The organism is Pseudomonas cimarronensis (genome assembly GCF_049331905.1).
In the GTDB taxonomy this organism is placed as follows: domain Bacteria; phylum Pseudomonadota; class Gammaproteobacteria; order Pseudomonadales; family Pseudomonadaceae; genus Aquipseudomonas.
This window is the reverse complement of sequence record NZ_CP186283.1, coordinates 3,559,577-3,574,760: the sequence shown is the minus strand read 5'-3', so window position 1 is coordinate 3,574,760 and position 15,184 is coordinate 3,559,577. Positions and strand designations below refer to the sequence as shown.

The 15,184-nt window shown below is 59.0% G+C and carries 13 protein-coding genes and 1 pseudogene; 4 read left to right on the top strand and 10 right to left on the bottom strand.

Annotated features, from left to right (window positions below):
• Positions 1-34 precede the first annotated feature (34 nt).
• Complete coding sequence (locus ACOCLD_RS16620; RefSeq protein ID WP_422909962.1) at positions 35-616, bottom strand: NAD(P)H-dependent oxidoreductase; 582 nt, start codon at positions 614-616, stop codon at positions 35-37.
• 152 nt (positions 617-768) lie between these two features.
• On the opposite strand from ACOCLD_RS16620, the gene ACOCLD_RS16615 reads away from it, so the two are divergent.
• Positions 769-1,074, top strand: a complete 306-nt coding sequence (locus ACOCLD_RS16615) for a putative quinol monooxygenase (protein ID WP_422909961.1) — start codon at positions 769-771, stop codon at positions 1,072-1,074.
• 47 nt (positions 1,075-1,121) lie between these two features.
• Here ACOCLD_RS16615 and eco read toward each other — a convergent pair whose 3' ends face one another.
• The 4 genes from eco to ACOCLD_RS16595 all read right to left on the bottom strand — a co-directional run bounded on the left by eco (position 1,122) and on the right by ACOCLD_RS16595 (position 4,712).
• Positions 1,122-1,598 (bottom strand): serine protease inhibitor ecotin, encoded by a 477-nt coding sequence (eco, locus tag ACOCLD_RS16610; protein ID WP_422909960.1) that lies wholly within the window; start codon positions 1,596-1,598, stop codon positions 1,122-1,124.
• A 153-nt stretch (positions 1,599-1,751) separates the two neighbouring features.
• A complete protein-coding gene (locus ACOCLD_RS16605; protein WP_422909959.1) occupies positions 1,752-3,113 on the bottom strand; it encodes a diguanylate cyclase domain-containing protein in 1,362 nt (453 codons plus the stop codon).
• A 93-nt stretch (positions 3,114-3,206) separates the two neighbouring features.
• Complete coding sequence (locus ACOCLD_RS16600) at positions 3,207-3,893, bottom strand: GNAT family N-acetyltransferase (protein WP_422909958.1); 687 nt, start codon at positions 3,891-3,893, stop codon at positions 3,207-3,209.
• 117 nt (positions 3,894-4,010) lie between these two features.
• Positions 4,011-4,712: an FMN-dependent NADH-azoreductase gene (locus tag ACOCLD_RS16595; protein ID WP_422909957.1), complete on the bottom strand. Its 702-nt coding sequence runs from the start codon at positions 4,710-4,712 to the stop codon at positions 4,011-4,013.
• Positions 4,713-4,830: 118 nt separating this feature from the next.
• Between ACOCLD_RS16595 and ACOCLD_RS16590 the strand changes: the two genes are divergently transcribed.
• The 3 genes and pseudogenes from ACOCLD_RS16590 (at position 4,831) to ACOCLD_RS16580 (ending at position 7,330) form a co-directional block, all read left to right on the top strand.
• Positions 4,831-5,730, top strand: coding sequence for a LysR substrate-binding domain-containing protein (locus tag ACOCLD_RS16590; RefSeq protein ID WP_422909956.1), 900 nt, complete (start codon positions 4,831-4,833; stop codon positions 5,728-5,730).
• Positions 5,731-5,868: 138 nt separating this feature from the next.
• Positions 5,869-6,093, top strand: coding sequence for an addiction module protein (locus ACOCLD_RS16585; protein WP_257778774.1), 225 nt, complete (start codon positions 5,869-5,871; stop codon positions 6,091-6,093).
• 96 nt (positions 6,094-6,189) lie between these two features.
• Positions 6,190-7,330 (top strand): annotated as a pseudogene (locus tag ACOCLD_RS16580) (IS3 family transposase).
• Positions 7,331-7,709: 379 nt separating this feature from the next.
• On the opposite strand, the gene ACOCLD_RS16575 reads toward ACOCLD_RS16580, so the two are convergent.
• The 5 genes from ACOCLD_RS16575 to ACOCLD_RS16555 all read right to left on the bottom strand — a co-directional run bounded on the left by ACOCLD_RS16575 (position 7,710) and on the right by ACOCLD_RS16555 (position 14,559).
• A complete protein-coding gene (locus ACOCLD_RS16575) occupies positions 7,710-8,429 on the bottom strand; it encodes a BglII/BstYI family type II restriction endonuclease (protein WP_422909955.1) in 720 nt (239 codons plus the stop codon).
• Complete coding sequence (locus ACOCLD_RS16570; protein ID WP_422909954.1) at positions 8,426-9,298, bottom strand: DNA-methyltransferase; 873 nt, start codon at positions 9,296-9,298, stop codon at positions 8,426-8,428. The genes ACOCLD_RS16575 and ACOCLD_RS16570 overlap by 4 nt, the downstream gene beginning before the upstream one ends.
• A gap of 206 nt (positions 9,299-9,504) precedes the next feature.
• The gene (locus ACOCLD_RS16565; protein ID WP_422909953.1) at positions 9,505-9,807 is read right to left on the bottom strand and encodes a hypothetical protein; all 303 of its coding nucleotides are present in this window, start codon (positions 9,805-9,807) and stop codon (positions 9,505-9,507) included.
• Positions 9,808-9,920: 113 nt separating this feature from the next.
• The gene (locus ACOCLD_RS16560) at positions 9,921-11,171 is read right to left on the bottom strand and encodes a ribonucleotide-diphosphate reductase subunit beta (protein WP_257778770.1); all 1,251 of its coding nucleotides are present in this window, start codon (positions 11,169-11,171) and stop codon (positions 9,921-9,923) included.
• 481 nt (positions 11,172-11,652) lie between these two features.
• Positions 11,653-14,559 (bottom strand): ribonucleoside-diphosphate reductase subunit alpha, encoded by a 2,907-nt coding sequence (locus ACOCLD_RS16555; protein WP_422909952.1) that lies wholly within the window; start codon positions 14,557-14,559, stop codon positions 11,653-11,655.
• Positions 14,560-15,184: the final 625 nt, after the last annotated feature.

The following is a 15,184-nucleotide window of genomic DNA, read 5'->3' as shown; positions in this document are numbered from 1 at the left end:
CCCTGCGTTGCCCAACGCCACAACAACAGCGTGGTTAGCCCAACACCTGCGCCAGGTGCTGTTCGTAGCGGGCGATATCGGCCTCGATGGCGGGGCGCTTCATCACGTCGACGCAGAGGAAGGTCGGCAGGGCGCGCATGCCGAGAAACTGATTGGCCTTGTGGAAGGGCAGGTACACGGCGTCCACACCTTTGCCTTCGAAGAAGTCAGTTGGGTCGTCGAAGGCTTGCTGCGGCGCGTTCCAGGTCAGTGACAGCATGTACTGCTTGCCCTGGATCAGGCCGCCGCTGCCGTACTTTTGCGAGGCGTCCGAGCGGGTGCGGCCATCGCTGGCATAGAGGCTGCCGTGGCCGGCGGTAAACACCTCATCGATGTACTTCTTCATCGTCCAGGGCGCGCCCATCCACCAGCCGGGCATCTGATAGATGATCACATCGGCCCAGAGAAACTTCTGCACTTCTTCGGCAATGTCGTAGCCGCTGTCGATATGCGTGTGCTTGAGGTCGAAACCGGCGCGGTCGAGAAAGGCCAGCGCAGTGTCGTGCAGGGTGGCGTTGTAGCGGCCGTCGGAATGGGCGAACTGTTTACCGCCGTTGAGCAGCAGGATCTTTTTCATGGCAGGGGCCTCGGTAAATGATGGCCGTATGCTAGGGCGTGCAGGCGGCTCGAAACAGCCGCTGGCGGGCAAATGACCTGTGACTAAAAGGCATGAATGCGCGAGCTTTGGCTGTTGTAGGGTAAATAAACCCACCCTGCCTGGAGCCCAAAATGGCTGACCAATACGGATTTATCCTGCACGCCCACACCCGCCCGGAGCAGGCCGCCGCGTTCGAGGCGTTGTTCCGCGCTTATGTCGAACCCAGCCGTGCCGAGGCCGGCTGCATGGCCTACCACATGCTGCGTGATCGCCAGGACCCGACGCTGTTTATCTTCTATGAGGTCTGGCAGTCACGGGAGCACCTGGCCATTCACAGCGCCTTGCCGCATATGCGCGAGTTTTATGAGCGGCGCATGGAGTACTTGCGCCGTGATTTCGAGATTCGCGAGATCGAGATGCTTGGCCCGGCGGGCTGATTGTGGTTAACAGGCCAGCGTTGTGCGGCCTGTTGATCCGGGGGCGCTTACTGCTGTGGTGCCGCTGTGCTGTCGGCGGCAGCGGACCAGATGCGGTAGCGCACCTGCACATCCGCCGGGGCGTAGATTACCAGTGGCAGTTTGCTGTTGTAGCGCACCAGCAAGGGTTCGCCGCCCACCGGGACAAATGCCTGCTTGCGGCTGTTGTCGGGGCAGGCCATCAGGGTGCTCATCGCCGGGCCGACCTGACCCAGCTCGTAGTAGTTGTAGCCCCAGCCTTCGACGGTCTTCTCCTGCCACTGGCCACCGAGGCGCTGGGAGTTGCAGTCCACTTCCAGGGTTTTGCCGGCAATCAGTTCAACCTTGTGCTCGGCCTCATTGGCTTGGGCCGGCAGCTCGATCACATGGCGTTGATAGCCTGCGGCGGCTGCCGGGTAAGGCTTGAGTGCCTCCGGTGTGGCGGCGCAAGCGGCCAGCGGCAGGGCGCAGGCGAGAACGAATAGGGGCAGTTTTGGCGAGGTCATAAGCAGTCCTGAGTAAGGGGCCTTGTGGGCCGTCCGTGGAACAAACGTGCCGGGTTGGCAGCGCAGCCAACTGACTCTTGTGCATAGGTGAAGTTCCTCGGCTTGGCAAACCGCAGCTGGCCAGGGAGGCCATTCGGGTATCGCCAGCCGCAGTCAGCCGGCGTCCGTCAGCGGCTGCTGTGCGAGCACATAGCGTTTGCCGCCGCTGCGTTTGGCCACGTACATGGCCTCATCCGCGTACTGCACCAACTGCAACTCGTTCTGGCAGTGCTGGGGGTACAGCGCAATGCCCAGGCTTGGCGCGCTGAGCAAATGATGGCCATCGAGCAGGTAGGGCGCGCTGAGGGCGGTGATGATTTTCTCGGCCACCAGGGTGGCATCCTCCTGGCGGCCGATGTTGTCCAGTATCACCGCAAACTCGTCGCCACCCAGGCGGCCCACCGTGTCCGACTCACGCACGCACTGGCGCAAACGCCGCGCCACTTCCTGCAACAGCAGATCGCCGGTGCCGTGGCCGAAGCTGTCGTTGATCTGCTTGAAGTTATCCATGTCGAGGTACAGCACCGCCAGCTGCAGGGCGTCGCGTTTGGCCCGTTGCAGGGCGCTGCGCAAACGGTCGAGAAACAGCGTGCGGTTGGACAGTTCAGTCAGTTGATCGTACTGGGCAAGAAACTCCAGGCGCGACTGCGTGCGCTTGCGCTCAATTGCCGTGGCCACCTGGTTGGAGACAAATTGCAGCAGCTCCTGGTCCTGTTCGCTGTAGCGCACCTTGGCGCTGTGGTTCTGCAGCACCAGTGCGCCGATGGTCTGGGTGCCCGAGATCAGCGGCACGCCGAGCCAGTCCAGAGCAGGCGCTGCGGCCTCGGGTTCATGCTGGGCAAGCCAGTGGCTGGCGGTGTCCGGCGTCAGCAGCAGGGCGTTGCCGGTGCGGATCACCTCGGCACAGAAGCGGCTGGTGGCGGTGGGCGTGGCGCATTGTTCGACCTGATAGGTCAGGCTCAGCTGATCACTCGCCGCGTCATACAACGCCACGCAGAAATGCCGGGCGGGCAGCAGCTGCGCCATCACCTCATGCACGCGGCCGTAGAGCATGTGCAGATCACCCGCCGCGTGGGCCGCTTCGGAGACGGCATACAACGCCGCCTGAACTGCCTCGGCCCGCTTGCGTCGGGTGATATCGCGCGCCACACCAACGCGCACCTGCTCGGCCTCCAGCCACTGGGCGGACCACATGATGTGCACGATATGGCCGTCTTTGTGGATGTAGCGGTTTTCGTGATCGTGCGAGGGTTTGCCTGAGTTGATCTGCTTGACCAGCGTGCGGGTGGCGGCGCGGTCGTCGGGGTGCATCAGTTCAAAGGCGGTGCGGCCGATCATCTCTTCGGGGCGGTAGCCGAAAACCCGTTCGCTGGCCGCGCTGACGGACAGAAAGCGGCCCTCTATATCCACTACGCAGACAACGTCCAGCAGCAGATCCAGTAGTTTGTCGTGAGGCAGGTGCGGGTTTGACGTCATGGCCGTGAATATACTGCCCTGCCTGCGCGGTTCGCCAGCGCTATGCTGGCTTTCTGCCCGCGTTTTCTCTGCGCTCGCCCTGGTATGGGCAGGTCAGTGCACGGTCAGCCGTTCGCGCACCAGCGCCTGTGCCTGCTGGGCCATCTGGTCGAGCAGGCGGTCGCGCTGCTTCTCCGCATCGCTCATGGCCCGCTTGCCGTGCTGCTTGAGCAGGTAGGCGTGAATCTGCCGGACTTCCGTGGACTGGAAGATCGGCGCCAGGTCCTGCACCGCCAGCATGCCGTTGGCGCTGTGGTCGCGGGTGCTCATCAATACCTGCGGCCCACGTGCGGCCAGCACCTGAAAGCCCATGGCTTCGAAGGTGGCGACCTTGCCCGCCACGCAGGCCAGTTCGGCGTGCGGGTGACGATCGACCATTTGCTGCAGCATGGCGCGGGCAATTCCGTGGCGGCGCTGGCTGGCCTGCACGGCCATATAGGCCAGGGTGCAGGCGTCGGGTGCGTCCTGGGCCGGCAGGTACAGGGCAAAGCCCAGCACCTGTGACGGGTCCTGATCACTCAGGGCGAGGAGCAGCCGTGCGCTGCTTGGCTGCGCACTGTCCATGGCGCGCAGGTACAGGTGCATCTCATAGCCGATCACGTACTGGTACAGCTGATACAGCGGGTTGCTCGGCGTCAGCGATACCGGGCTGATGTCGCTGAGGTAGTCCACCACCATCTGCAGCACCTGGCTGTTCAGCGATTCGGGTGGCGGGCTATCTAGGTGTACAAGGGTGAACATCGTCAGTCTGGCTCCGGGGCGTGCGCGAGGGCGCTAGTGTACCGCCCTCGGCTGACGTGCTGGGTGGACAAAGCATGCGCGGTTCACCTGGTATCGCGGCCGCTGCGCGGCAGGTTTTCAGGCCGGCTCTGGGGTGCGGTTTACCTGCAACGCTCGCTGCAGCTGCAGCACCAAGGCATCGACCTGGCTCAGGGCTTGAGTCACGGACTCGGCCAGCAGTTCTCCGCCGACTTCCTGACCCTCGATGGCAATCTGGTGCACCTGGGTAATGCCGATAAAGCCGAGGGCGGTGATCAGGTTGGGTTCCAGGTGATTCATATGCGCCATCTCGCCGCCCACGCCAAAGCCGATGCCGCCTCGGGCCGAGAGGATCACCGCATGCCGTTGCCGGTCGGCCAGCAGCGGCACGTAAGGCTCAAGCAGGTTGCCTTCATTGATCTCCACGGTTCTGCCAGGGCGCACGATCTGGTCGATCCACGCCTTGAGCGCCGCCGGCATGCCGAAGTTGTAGAGCGGCGCGCCGATCACCAGCACGTCTGCGGCAATCAACTCATCCACCAGCTGGTCGCTCTCGATCAGTGTGGTGTGCATCCATGGTTCGCGTTGCGCCTTGGGGGTAAAGGAGGACGCGATCCAGTCGTGGTTGATGATCGACGGCGGCGTCTGGCCGATGTCGCGGTAGGTGAGGCTGTCCTGCCCACGCCTGGCCAGCCACTGGCTGACAAAGCGCTGCGTGAGGTTGCGGCTGTGCGAGCCGTGTTGGTCCTTGCCGGCGAGGCCGGGGCGGGCGCTGGCGTCCAGGTGCAGGATATGTGGCATGTCGAGTCTCCTTTCGAAGTTGAATTCATCTGTTATTCGCAGCAGACTCAGGCTAAGCCCAGCTAAAGCGGGCGACAAACGACGATTATTTTCAGGTATGGATGAAGGGGATTCATCTATGGCGCAGCGCTGGTTACCTTCGCTTTCTGCCTTGCGCGCCTTTGAAGCGGCTGCGCGCCACCAGAGCGCCAAGCAGGCTGCCGAAGAACTCTCGGTGACCGCTACGGCGATCAGTCACCAGATTCGCGCCCTGGAAGAGTCGCTCGGGGTCGCGCTATTTCTGCGCAAGCCGCGCCAGCTGGAACTGACCGCCCAGGGGCGCGAGTTGCAGCAGGTGCTGGAAAGCGCCTTCGACAGCATCAGCGCCACGGCGGTACGCCTCAGCGCGGTGCCCTGTCGCCAGGCCATAACGCTCAGCACCACACCTGCGGTGGCGGTGCGCTGGCTGTTGTCCTGGGTGTGCATGCTGCGCGATGCCCACCCGAATATTGACCTGCGCATCCACGCGTCCCATGAGCCGGTGGCGCTGGATGGCGTGACCGCAGATATCGCCATCCGTTATGGCGACGGCCGCTGGCCGGGGCTGGTGGCGGAGAAACTGTTCGACAACAGCTTTATCCCGGCCTGCAGCCCGCACCTCGGTCTGCACGATGCCGCCGAGCTGCCCAAACACTCGCTGATTCACTTCCGCAATCAAGCTGTGGTGTCTTCACCGCTGGATTGGGCGCTGTGGCAGAAGCACGCGCAGGTGCCGGGGCTGGACGTCAGCGCCGGGCTGGTGTTCTCCGACGAGACCCATGCCGTCTCGGCCGCCATCGGCGGGCAGGGCGTGGCGCTGATGAGCCGTCAGCTGATCGAGGATGAACTGCGTGAAGAACGCCTGGTACAACCCTTCGGCCCGGAACTGGAGGGCAAACCGTTCTTTCTGGTGTACCCGGAAAACCGCAAGAGTGACCCGACCATTCAGGCCGTGCGCGATTGGGTGATGGCCGTGCCGGGCGGGCTGTGTACGTTGTAAGTTGGGCTGTATAGCAGCAGCTTGGCGGGGGCTGTGGAATCCAGCTGGGTTGCCACTTGTAGCGTGCAGGCACCTGGTCATGGCACCTGCTAGCCATCCGTGCCAAGCTTTGCCGGTAGTTAAGCGAGAGGTTTTGTCATGGATCTGCAGAAAATTGAGGATGAAGCCCTGCACCTTCCCAAGAAGGAGCGGGCACAGCTGATTCAGCGGTTGGTCCTGAGTCTGGATGCGCCCTCAGAAGAAGAGCTACGAGCAGACTGGTTGCTTGAGGCGCGGCGGCGAGCAGAAGAGCTGGATAGTGGTGCGGTTCAGGCTGTGCCCGGTGATGAGGTGATGAAGAAGGCCAGAGCCCTGATTCGATGAATTACTCTTTTCACCCGGCAGCGGAAGCTGTTGTGGCTCAATGATTCTGGACACCCCGATAGGGCGTTAAGCTACGCCCAGCAATGAGGTGTTTACGTGACCAGAAGATCATTCAGTACAGATTTCAAACTCGAAGCAGCCAGCCTGGTTTTGGATCAGGGGTACTCCATTCCCGAAGCCTGCAAATCGATGGGCGTAGGCCCGACTGCATTGCGTCGCTGGGTAGAGCAACTGCGCAGCGAGCGTGGCGGCACTACACCACCACGTAGCAAAGCTCTGACTCCTGAGCAAAGGCGCATACAGGAGCTGGAAGCCCAGGTTCGACGCCTAGAGCGGGAGAAAGAGATCCTAAAAAAGGCTACCGCTCTCTTGATGTCGGACTCCCTCGATCAGTAGCGCTGATTGAGGCATTGGGTGAGCGGTATCCACGAGCCGAACTGTGCCGGGTGTTTGATGTGCAGCGCAGCAGCGTTTACGAGGCTTGCAAACGCCGTCGCCGAGTTGATCACAGGCGAATTGCCTTGCGTCAGCTTGCTACCGAGCTTCATGCACAAAGTCGTGGTTCCGCAGGAGCCAGAACATTATCGGCAGCGCTGCGATTACAGGGTGTGCAGGTTGGTCGCTTTCTGGCTGGACGCCTGATGAAAGAAGCCAGGCTATTCAGCTCGCAATGTCGCAAGCATCGCTACCGCAAGGCTGATGGTGAAAGCGCCATTGCGGCCAACACACTGGATCGGCAATTCACAGTGAGCGGCCTCAACCAAGTGTGGTGCGGTGATGTGACATACATCTGGGCGGGTAATCGTTGGATCTACCTGGCAGCAGTCATGGATTTGTATGCGCGCCGCATCGTCGGCTGGGCACTGTCCAACCTCGGGACTCGCAGCTCACGACACGCGCGTTACGCGTGGCCTACGAGTCCCGAGGTTGCCCGCAGCAGCTGATGTTTCACTCTGACCAGGGTTGCCACTACACCAGCATTGAATTTCGCCAGATGCTCTGGCGCTACCGTATCAAGCAGAGCATGAGCCGCCGCGGCAACTGCTGGGACAACGCGCCGATGGAGCGTTTTTTCAGAAGCCTGAAAACGGAATGGATGCCGGAGCATGGCTATGCCAGCCAAGGGCAAGCTGAGGCTGATGTGCTGCGCTACCTGACGGATTACTACAACCATCAACGACCACACAGCTACAACGGATACAGAACGCCAGTGGAAGCCGAATCACTGGCCGGATAAACCTAAACCAGTGTCCAGAATTCGTTGACCACAACAGGCATGGATGCCAAACGAGGAACGATGGGCCAGGGATGGCCCACCGTGACGACCCTAGGAACAGTGCCGGAGCGAGGGAAGTTGAGCGCAGCGAAACCCGGATGCCGGGCGCGCTTTCTCTTTGGTTACTTTCTCTTTGCGCGCGCAAAGAGAAAGTGACTCGCCGTAAGGGCGAAACCAGTAGAAGAGGACGACGTAGAACATAAATCTGCCCCCTTTTCCCTTCAAAATACATCCGGTGAATTTTGCCAATCATTCCATACTGATCACCCTATGTTCTCCTGCTCAAAAAATGAGCGGAAGAAGTGGAGCACCTGGGGCAGTTTTCGGTCAGCGGCAACACTTACTCTTCAGATGCATCCGCGACCAGTGCAGCTTGCAACAGGGGGCCTGTATCACTATGCGGTCCTATTTCCTCCATCGGGATTCCGTTCAAATAGCCGTGAACTATACGCCATCGATTCTCTATGCCGCCTCGTCCAGTAATTGCAGCGAGATTTTGGAATTGGCATCGGCTAATATCAATGGTCTCGGTGTTTTCGTCTGGAGTTAATCCCGCTAATACGATAGGCAATGTAATTGAGAGCTCCGCAGATGGGAGTTCACGTAATGCACGTTCATATTGCGCTACATTTGAATCAATGCGTCGAGCCATTACAGCTGTCGGTAATACGCACAGTCCAATATTTATTAAGCTTTGCGAGTAGGCTGTTTGGAATTTGAATATATCGCTGTACCAGCGAGACATATTTCCGAATTGGACCTCAACTTGTATGACCATCTCGCCGAAGGACTTCCGGAAGTCGGCGGCAAGCCCACTGTTTTCTATGCGCGTCGCTAGAGGGTGATATTCCCACCCTAAATCTACAGACAATCGTCTATCGAAATAGGTGTTCATCACTTGTTGAACAACGTCAAGCTTTTTGTTTTTTGAGGATTTACCAGGGTAAATGAAAAGGGGAGTATTCTCCAAAACCTCACTGATTTCGTCCCACGCCGCTCGGTGATTGGCGTGCTGCAATATCTCAGAGGCGAATCGGTAGCTTTCCGTGTCGACTTTCAATTGTGACCCCCGCCTGGTAGGCTCGGGTCGTAAACAGGTTTGTTCATCGGGCGCGTTTTAAGTGTCCCTGCGCGCAATTCACGTATACGGTCCCATGCAATGTCTACGTACTGTTGCTCAATGTCGCAGCCATAACCGCGCCTGCCGTGTTTTAGTGCCGCCAGCACTGCGCTACCAACTCCCATGTATGGGTCTAGTACGCTATCACCCTCTTGGGTCATCGAAAGAACCAGGCGCTCAATCAACTCGACAGGGAATTGGCATGGATGCTCCGTTTTCTCGACATGATTTGCTTTAACATTTGGAATTATCCACAAGTCACCAGGGTTTTTCCCAAGTGGATTACATGAGAGTTGGCCCGCTTTGGGTCCTTTGAAATAACGTTTATTTGGATATTTTGATGGTACTCGAACAGGGTCTAAGTTGAATTGATATTCGTCGCTTTTGGTAAACCAAAGAATACTTTCGTGTCGGCCAGAGAATCGTTTGGTGCAGTGCAGTCCGTGTTCGAAATGCCAAATTATTCGGTTTCTAAGCTTTAATCCGTGGTGTTTGAAGAGAGGGTAAAGCAGGATGTCTAGAGGTACAACTTCGCCATCTTTTGTAATATGGTTGCCGACCTGCCAGCATATGCTTCCGTTATCACTAAGTAGTCGAACACACTCCGCGATTGTGGCTGCTTGTTCGGCTAAGTACTTGTCAAGTGAAGATCGTTTTTCGTAACGCTTGCCAATATTGTATGGGGGGGAGGTTGCAATTAAGTGGATGCTGCGGTCTGGCAGCGCGCGCATATATTCGAGGTTGTCTATGCAGTCGATATGCGCATGATGATCAGTTTTTAATTGGATGATTTGTGCAGTAGCCGTCATTTACGCTCTCCCAATTTCAGTGTTCTCACTATTCGGTATGCTGCTGCATTCTTATTTTTACTTGGCAAGTCTTTCACCTGCTGGCATTTACAGCAATTCGTCCCACAAATTGTCGACTATTTCTTTCCGTTACGACTGCTCGACTGTGAAGGTTGTCGATTTTAACGGGAAGGGGCTATCTCAAAGTAGCCCTTTGAGAACTGCCTTTACAACCAGTGCTCTGGCACCTCAATCCCATAGTTTTTAGCCACGGTTTTCAGCGTTGCTATGATCTCTGCATGTCGGGACTGATCGATGGCCTGCCAGTTAGAGCGCCGCTCCAGTAGGGTTTTCATTTCGTCTAGGTTGTACATGCTCAGGCGGTGAAAATTGCCCCAACTTGGATTACCGAATAGGTTGTAGACGGTTACAGTAGCGTCGCGTTCACTGGCTAGGCGCTTGTCCCCTGTTAATTTCTCGGCTGCTTCTTCAGCTTCGGCACGGTCGTCATAAGTGTTGAGAAGCTTCATGACTCTCATCTGATTCAATGTAAAAGGCTGCCCATCGGCAGCCTTTTTGGTGCATTCATTTCACGTGTGGTGAAACAGTTTTACGATTTAGTGATTTTGAGTGAACAGCGTGGTCAATCCCAGCTCAACGCCCCACCAGTCTGATACTCGATCACACGGGTCTCGAAGAAGTTCTTCTCCTTCTTCAGGTCCATGATTTCCGACATCCATGGGAACGGGTTAGTAGTACCTGGGTACTCTTCCTTCAAACCGATCTGGGTCAGGCGACGGTTGGCGATAAATTTGAGGTAGTCCTCCATCATCGCGGCGTTCATGCCCAGTACGCCGCGCGGCATGGTGTCGCGTGCGTATTCGATTTCCAGCTGGGTGCCCTGCAGGATCATCTGGGTGGCTTCGTCTTTGAGCTGGGCATCCCACAGGTGCGGGTTTTCGATCTTGATCTGGTTGATCACGTCGATGCCGAAGTTCAGGTGCATGGACTCGTCACGCAGGATGTATTGGAACTGCTCGGCCACGCCGGTCATCTTGTTGCGGCGACCCATGGAGAGGATCTGGGTGAAGCCGCAATAGAAGAAGATGCCTTCCAGTACGCAGTAGTAGGCGATCAGGTTGCGCAGCAGTTCTTTGTCGGTTTCGACGGTGCCGGTGTTGAACTGCGGATCGGAGATGGCGCGGGTGTATTTCAGGCCCCAGGAGGCCTTTTTCGCGACGCTCGGGATCTCGTGGTACATGTTGAAGATCTCGCCTTCATCCATGCCCAGCGATTCGATGCAGTACTGGTAGGCGTGGGTGTGGATCGCTTCTTCGAAGGCCTGGCGCAGGATGTACTGGCGGCACTCGGGGTTGGTGATCAGGCGGTACACGGCCAGGGCCAGGTTGTTGGCGACCAGGCTGTCGGCGGTGGAGAAGAAGCCGAGGTTGCGCATGACGATGCGGCGTTCGTCGTCGGTCAGGCCGTCGGCGCTTTTCCACAACGCGATGTCCGCGTTCATGTTCACTTCCTGCGGCATCCAGTGGTTGGCGCAACCATCCAGATACTTCTGCCAGGCCCAGTCGTACTTGAAGGGTACGAGCTGGTTGAGGTCGGCACGGGCGTTGATCATCTGCTTATCGCCGACCTGTACGCGGGCCGCGGAGCCTTCCAGTTCGTCCAGGCCTTCCTGGATGTCGAGCTGGTCGAGGGCAGCTTTGGCGCGGGCCACGGCGGCGCTGTCGTCAGCGGCAACGGCGCGGGCTTCGACGGCGGCGGCACCGCCGGCCTGGTCGAGCTTGTCGATGTTCATGTCTGCCAGTTGGGCAGTGGCTTTGTTGGCTACTACGGCGTCGGCGCCGTCTTCCTTGTCGAATTCATCCCAGCTCAGCATGGCTTGGCTCCTGCTTGCGGGCCGGTGAAAGTGCCGGCCTGTATGGATATACAGATAGTTCTGATTATGTTCCGTTGCGTATCGCGCGCAAGGGTGAAACGGGTACCGCTGGTCGGGGTGGCTCTAGTGGCTGGCCGTTGCCCCGAAGCCCACGCCGGTAAGGGCGGGGGTTGGTAATAAGTGGGAGGGCGGTGTTGCTTTTGCCCCTCTCCCTAACCCTCTCCCGCAAGCAGGAGAGGGGACTGATCGTGTTTCGTGCCGCACGTTTTGTAGGGCTGCTGGTTCAGCTGAAGCATCGCCAGCAAGCTGGCTCCTACAGGTGTTGCTTTGCTCTTCGCCCGACGTTCAAGCGTGTAGCTGAGCGAGTAGTCGCTAGGCACCTGCTGGAGTGGAGCCCCTGAGCGTACGCATGTACGTGATGGGGGCCGCTCTAGCAGGTAACGCCGCGAATGCCGCTCAGATCCGCGCGCTGCCGAACACCTTACTGGCAGGCTTCGCAGTCTGGTTCATCAATGGCACAGGCTTTTGGGACCGGAGCCGGGCCTGCGCTCATTTCCACTTCCGGGGCCTTGGCCGGTGCTGCGCTCAGGCCATCGTTGCCACCACTGGATACGGCATTCAGCTTGCCGGTGTTGATGGTGGACTTCTCGGTGCTGGTCGCGGCCAGGGCACGGAGGTAGTAGGTGGTTTTCAGGCCACGGTACCAAGCCATGCGGTAGGTCACGTCGAGTTTCTTGCCCGAAGCGCCGGCGATGTAGAGGTTCAGCGACTGCGCCTGGTCGATCCACTTCTGGCGACGGCTGGCGGCGTCAACGATCCATTTGGTGTCGACTTCAAACGCGGTGGCGTAGAGGTCTTTCAGCTCTTGCGGGATGCGCTCGATCTGCTGCACGGAACCGTCGTAGTACTTCAGGTCGTTGATCATTACCGAGTCCCACAGGCCGCGAGCTTTGAGGTCGCGTACCAGGTAGGGGTTGATCACGGTGAATTCGCCGGACAGGTTCGATTTCACATAGAGGTTCTGGTAGGTCGGTTCGATCGACTGCGATACGCCGGTAATGTTGGCGATGGTGGCGGTCGGTGCGATGGCCATGATGTTCGAGTTGCGGATGCCTTTCTGCACGCGGGCACGGATCGGTGCCCAGTCCAGGGTTTCGTTCAGGTCTACGTCGATGTACTTCTGGCCACGGGCTTCGATGAGGATCTGCTGGGAGTCGAGCGGCAGAATGCCTTTGCTCCACAGCGAACCCTGGAAGGTTTCGTAGCTGCCGCGCTCGTCAGCCAGGTCACAGGAGGCCTGGATGGCGTAGTAGCTGACGGCTTCCATCGACTTGTCGGCAAATTCCACGGCGGCGTCGGAGCCGTACGGGATGTGCTGCAGGTACAGGGCGTCCTGGAAGCCCATGATGCCGAGGCCCACCGGGCGGTGTTTGAAGTTGGAGTTACGCGCCTGCGGCACCGAGTAGTAGTTGATGTCGATAACGTTATCGAGCATGCGCACGGCGACCTTGATGGTCTTTTCCAGCTTGGCGGTGTCCAGCTTGCCGTCGACGATGTGGTTCGGCAGGTTCACGGAACCCAGGTTGCACACGGCGATTTCGTCGGCGTTGGTGTTCAGGGTGATCTCGGTGCAGAGGTTGGAGCTGTGCACCACGCCCACGTGCTGCTGCGGGCTGCGCAGGTTGCATGGGTCCTTGAAGGTCAGCCATGGGTGGCCGGTCTCGAACAGCATCGAGAGCATTTTGCGCCACAGGTCTTTGGCCTGGATGGTTTTGAACAGCTTGATCTTGCCGTACTCGGTGAGGGCTTCGTAGTACTCGTAGCGCTCTTCGAAGGCTTTGCCGGTCAGGTCGTGCAGGTCTGGCACTTCGCTCGGGCTGAACAGGGTCCACTTGCCGTCGTCGAACACGCGCTTCATGAACAGGTCCGGGATCCAGTTGGCGGTGTTCATGTCGTGGGTGCGGCGACGGTCGTCACCGGTGTTCTTGCGCAGCTCGATGAACTCTTCGATGTCCATGTGCCAGGTTTCCAGGTAGGCGCAGACCGCGCCCTTGCGCTTGCCGCCCTGGTTAACTGCTACCGCGGTGTCGTTGACCACTTTGAGGAACGGCACAACGCCTTGCGACTTGCCGTTGGTGCCTTTGATGTAGGCGCCCAGTGCGCGTACTGGGGTCCAGTCGTTGCCCAGGCCGCCGGCAAATTTGGACAGCATGGCGTTGTCGTGGATGGCGTTGTAGATGCCCGACAGGTCGTCCGGCACGGTGGTCAGGTAGCAGCTGGAGAGCTGCGGACGCAGAGTACCGGCGTTGAACAGGGTCGGCGTCGAGGCCATGTAGTCGAAGCTGGAGAGCAGGTTGTAGAACTCGATGGCGCGGTCTTCTTTCTGCTTCTCTTCAATCGCCAGGCCCATGGCCACGCGCATGAAGAACACTTGCGGCAGTTCGAAGCGGATGCCGTCCTTGTGGATGAAGTAGCGGTCGTAGAGGGTCTGCAGGCCCAGGTAGGTGAACTGCTGATCGCGCTCGTGGTTGATCGCCTTGCCGAGTTTTTCCAGGTCGAAGCTGGCCAGCACCGGGTTCAGCAGTTCGAACTCGATACCCTTGGCGATGTAGGCCGGCAGGGCCTTGGCGTACAGCTCACTCATCTCGTGGTGGGTGGCGCTGCTGGCGACACCGAGGAAGCCCAGGCCTTCGGCGCGGATGTTGTCCATCAGCAGGCGGGCGGTGACGTAGCTGTAGTTCGGCTCACGCTCAACCAGGGTGCGTGCAGTCATCACCAGGGCGGTGCTGACGTCGCTTTGCGCTACGCCGTCGTAGAGGTTCTTCAGGGTTTCTTTCTGGATCAGTTCGCCATCGACTTCGGCCAGGCCTTCACAGGCTTCGCGGATGATGGTGTCCAGACGGCCCATGTCCAGCGGCGCAACGCTGCCGTCGGCGTGGGTGACACGGATGCTCGGGTGCGGCTGGGCAATTTCGCTGCCGGCACTGGCCTTACGCTTGTTGGCCTGGGCTTCGCGATAGATCACGTAGTCGCGGGCGACTTTCTGCTCGCCGGCGCGCATCAGGGCCAGTTCAACCTGGTCCTGGATTTCTTCGATATGGATGGTGCCGCCGGACGGCATGCGGCGTTTGAAGGTGGCGGTGACCTGCTCGGTCAGGCGCGCGACGGTGTCATGGATGCGCGACGAAGCGGCAGCGGTGCCGCCTTCTACCGCGAGAAAGGCTTTGGTGATGGCAACGGTGATCTTGTCATCGGTGTACGGCACCACGGTGCCGTTACGCTTGATCACCCGCAGTTGACCTGGCGCGGTGGCGCTCAGGCTCTGGTTGTCATCGGTAGCCTGCGGCGCATTGGCCTGCGGGTTCTCGCGAGAGGTGTCGGTGTGCATGAAAGTCTCCATGTTCTGTATTTATTAGTTAGACGCTTTGCCGTCGATCACTGCCGGCTACTGCCTTCATTCCATTTCAACAATACCGTGGGCACAGCCAGAGGCTGGGTACACGGGGACTTGCAAATTGGGCAGGGAAGGAACGACTAAAGCGCCTTCCTGGCTCAAAAGTCACACGTCAAGGCGTTTTTGCGCCCCAACTACTACATCTAGTGGTGCAACCGCGTGTGCGGTTGACCGGTTATTCGTGCTCAGGTGCGCACTGCGCGACGCTGGAGCCAAACCTGCCGAAGTAGCGCAGGCGTACTGCATAAAGCGTTTCAGGCCACCGGTGACGGTCTGGGACCAGGCCGTGTGCGAGTCATTCTTCTTGTGTCCGGTTGCCAAGCTAAACCCAACATGTGGTGGGTGTCGCGCGATTGGCATACAAGATAATGCGCTATGTGGGGTATTGCAAGGCAATCGATGGCTAACAACCTGTGGATAAGTTGTGGGTGGTTTGTGGGTTAAACCGAGCAAATGACGGCAAGCCCGCGTGTTGGCTGGGGTGTACCGTTCGTCGGTGTTGAACGGGGTTTTTCTGCCTGTTGCACAAGCGTGGCCTGGCTCACAGACGGATACTACA

Coding starts and splice junctions, on each gene's coding strand:
- ACOCLD_RS16595 (WP_422909957.1), bottom strand. CDS start 4,712: ATGCCACATATCCTGCACCTGGACGCCAGCGCCCGCCCCGGCCTCGCC.
- ACOCLD_RS16570 (WP_422909954.1), bottom strand. CDS start 9,298: ATGACGGCTACTGCACAAATCATCCAATTAAAAACTGATCATCATGCG.
- ACOCLD_RS16565 (WP_422909953.1), bottom strand. CDS start 9,807: ATGAAGCTTCTCAACACTTATGACGACCGTGCCGAAGCTGAAGAAGCA.
- ACOCLD_RS16555 (WP_422909952.1), bottom strand. CDS start 14,559: ATGCACACCGACACCTCTCGCGAGAACCCGCAGGCCAATGCGCCGCAG.
- ACOCLD_RS16620 (WP_422909962.1), bottom strand. CDS start 616: ATGAAAAAGATCCTGCTGCTCAACGGCGGTAAACAGTTCGCCCATTCC.
- eco (WP_422909960.1), bottom strand. CDS start 1,598: ATGACCTCGCCAAAACTGCCCCTATTCGTTCTCGCCTGCGCCCTGCCG.
- ACOCLD_RS16600 (WP_422909958.1), bottom strand. CDS start 3,893: ATGTTCACCCTTGTACACCTAGATAGCCCGCCACCCGAATCGCTGAAC.
- ACOCLD_RS16590 (WP_422909956.1), top strand. CDS start 4,831: ATGGCGCAGCGCTGGTTACCTTCGCTTTCTGCCTTGCGCGCCTTTGAA.
- ACOCLD_RS16560 (WP_257778770.1), bottom strand. CDS start 11,171: ATGCTGAGCTGGGATGAATTCGACAAGGAAGACGGCGCCGACGCCGTA.
- ACOCLD_RS16605 (WP_422909959.1), bottom strand. CDS start 3,113: ATGACGTCAAACCCGCACCTGCCTCACGACAAACTACTGGATCTGCTG.
- ACOCLD_RS16585 (WP_257778774.1), top strand. CDS start 5,869: ATGGATCTGCAGAAAATTGAGGATGAAGCCCTGCACCTTCCCAAGAAG.
- ACOCLD_RS16615 (WP_422909961.1), top strand. CDS start 769: ATGGCTGACCAATACGGATTTATCCTGCACGCCCACACCCGCCCGGAG.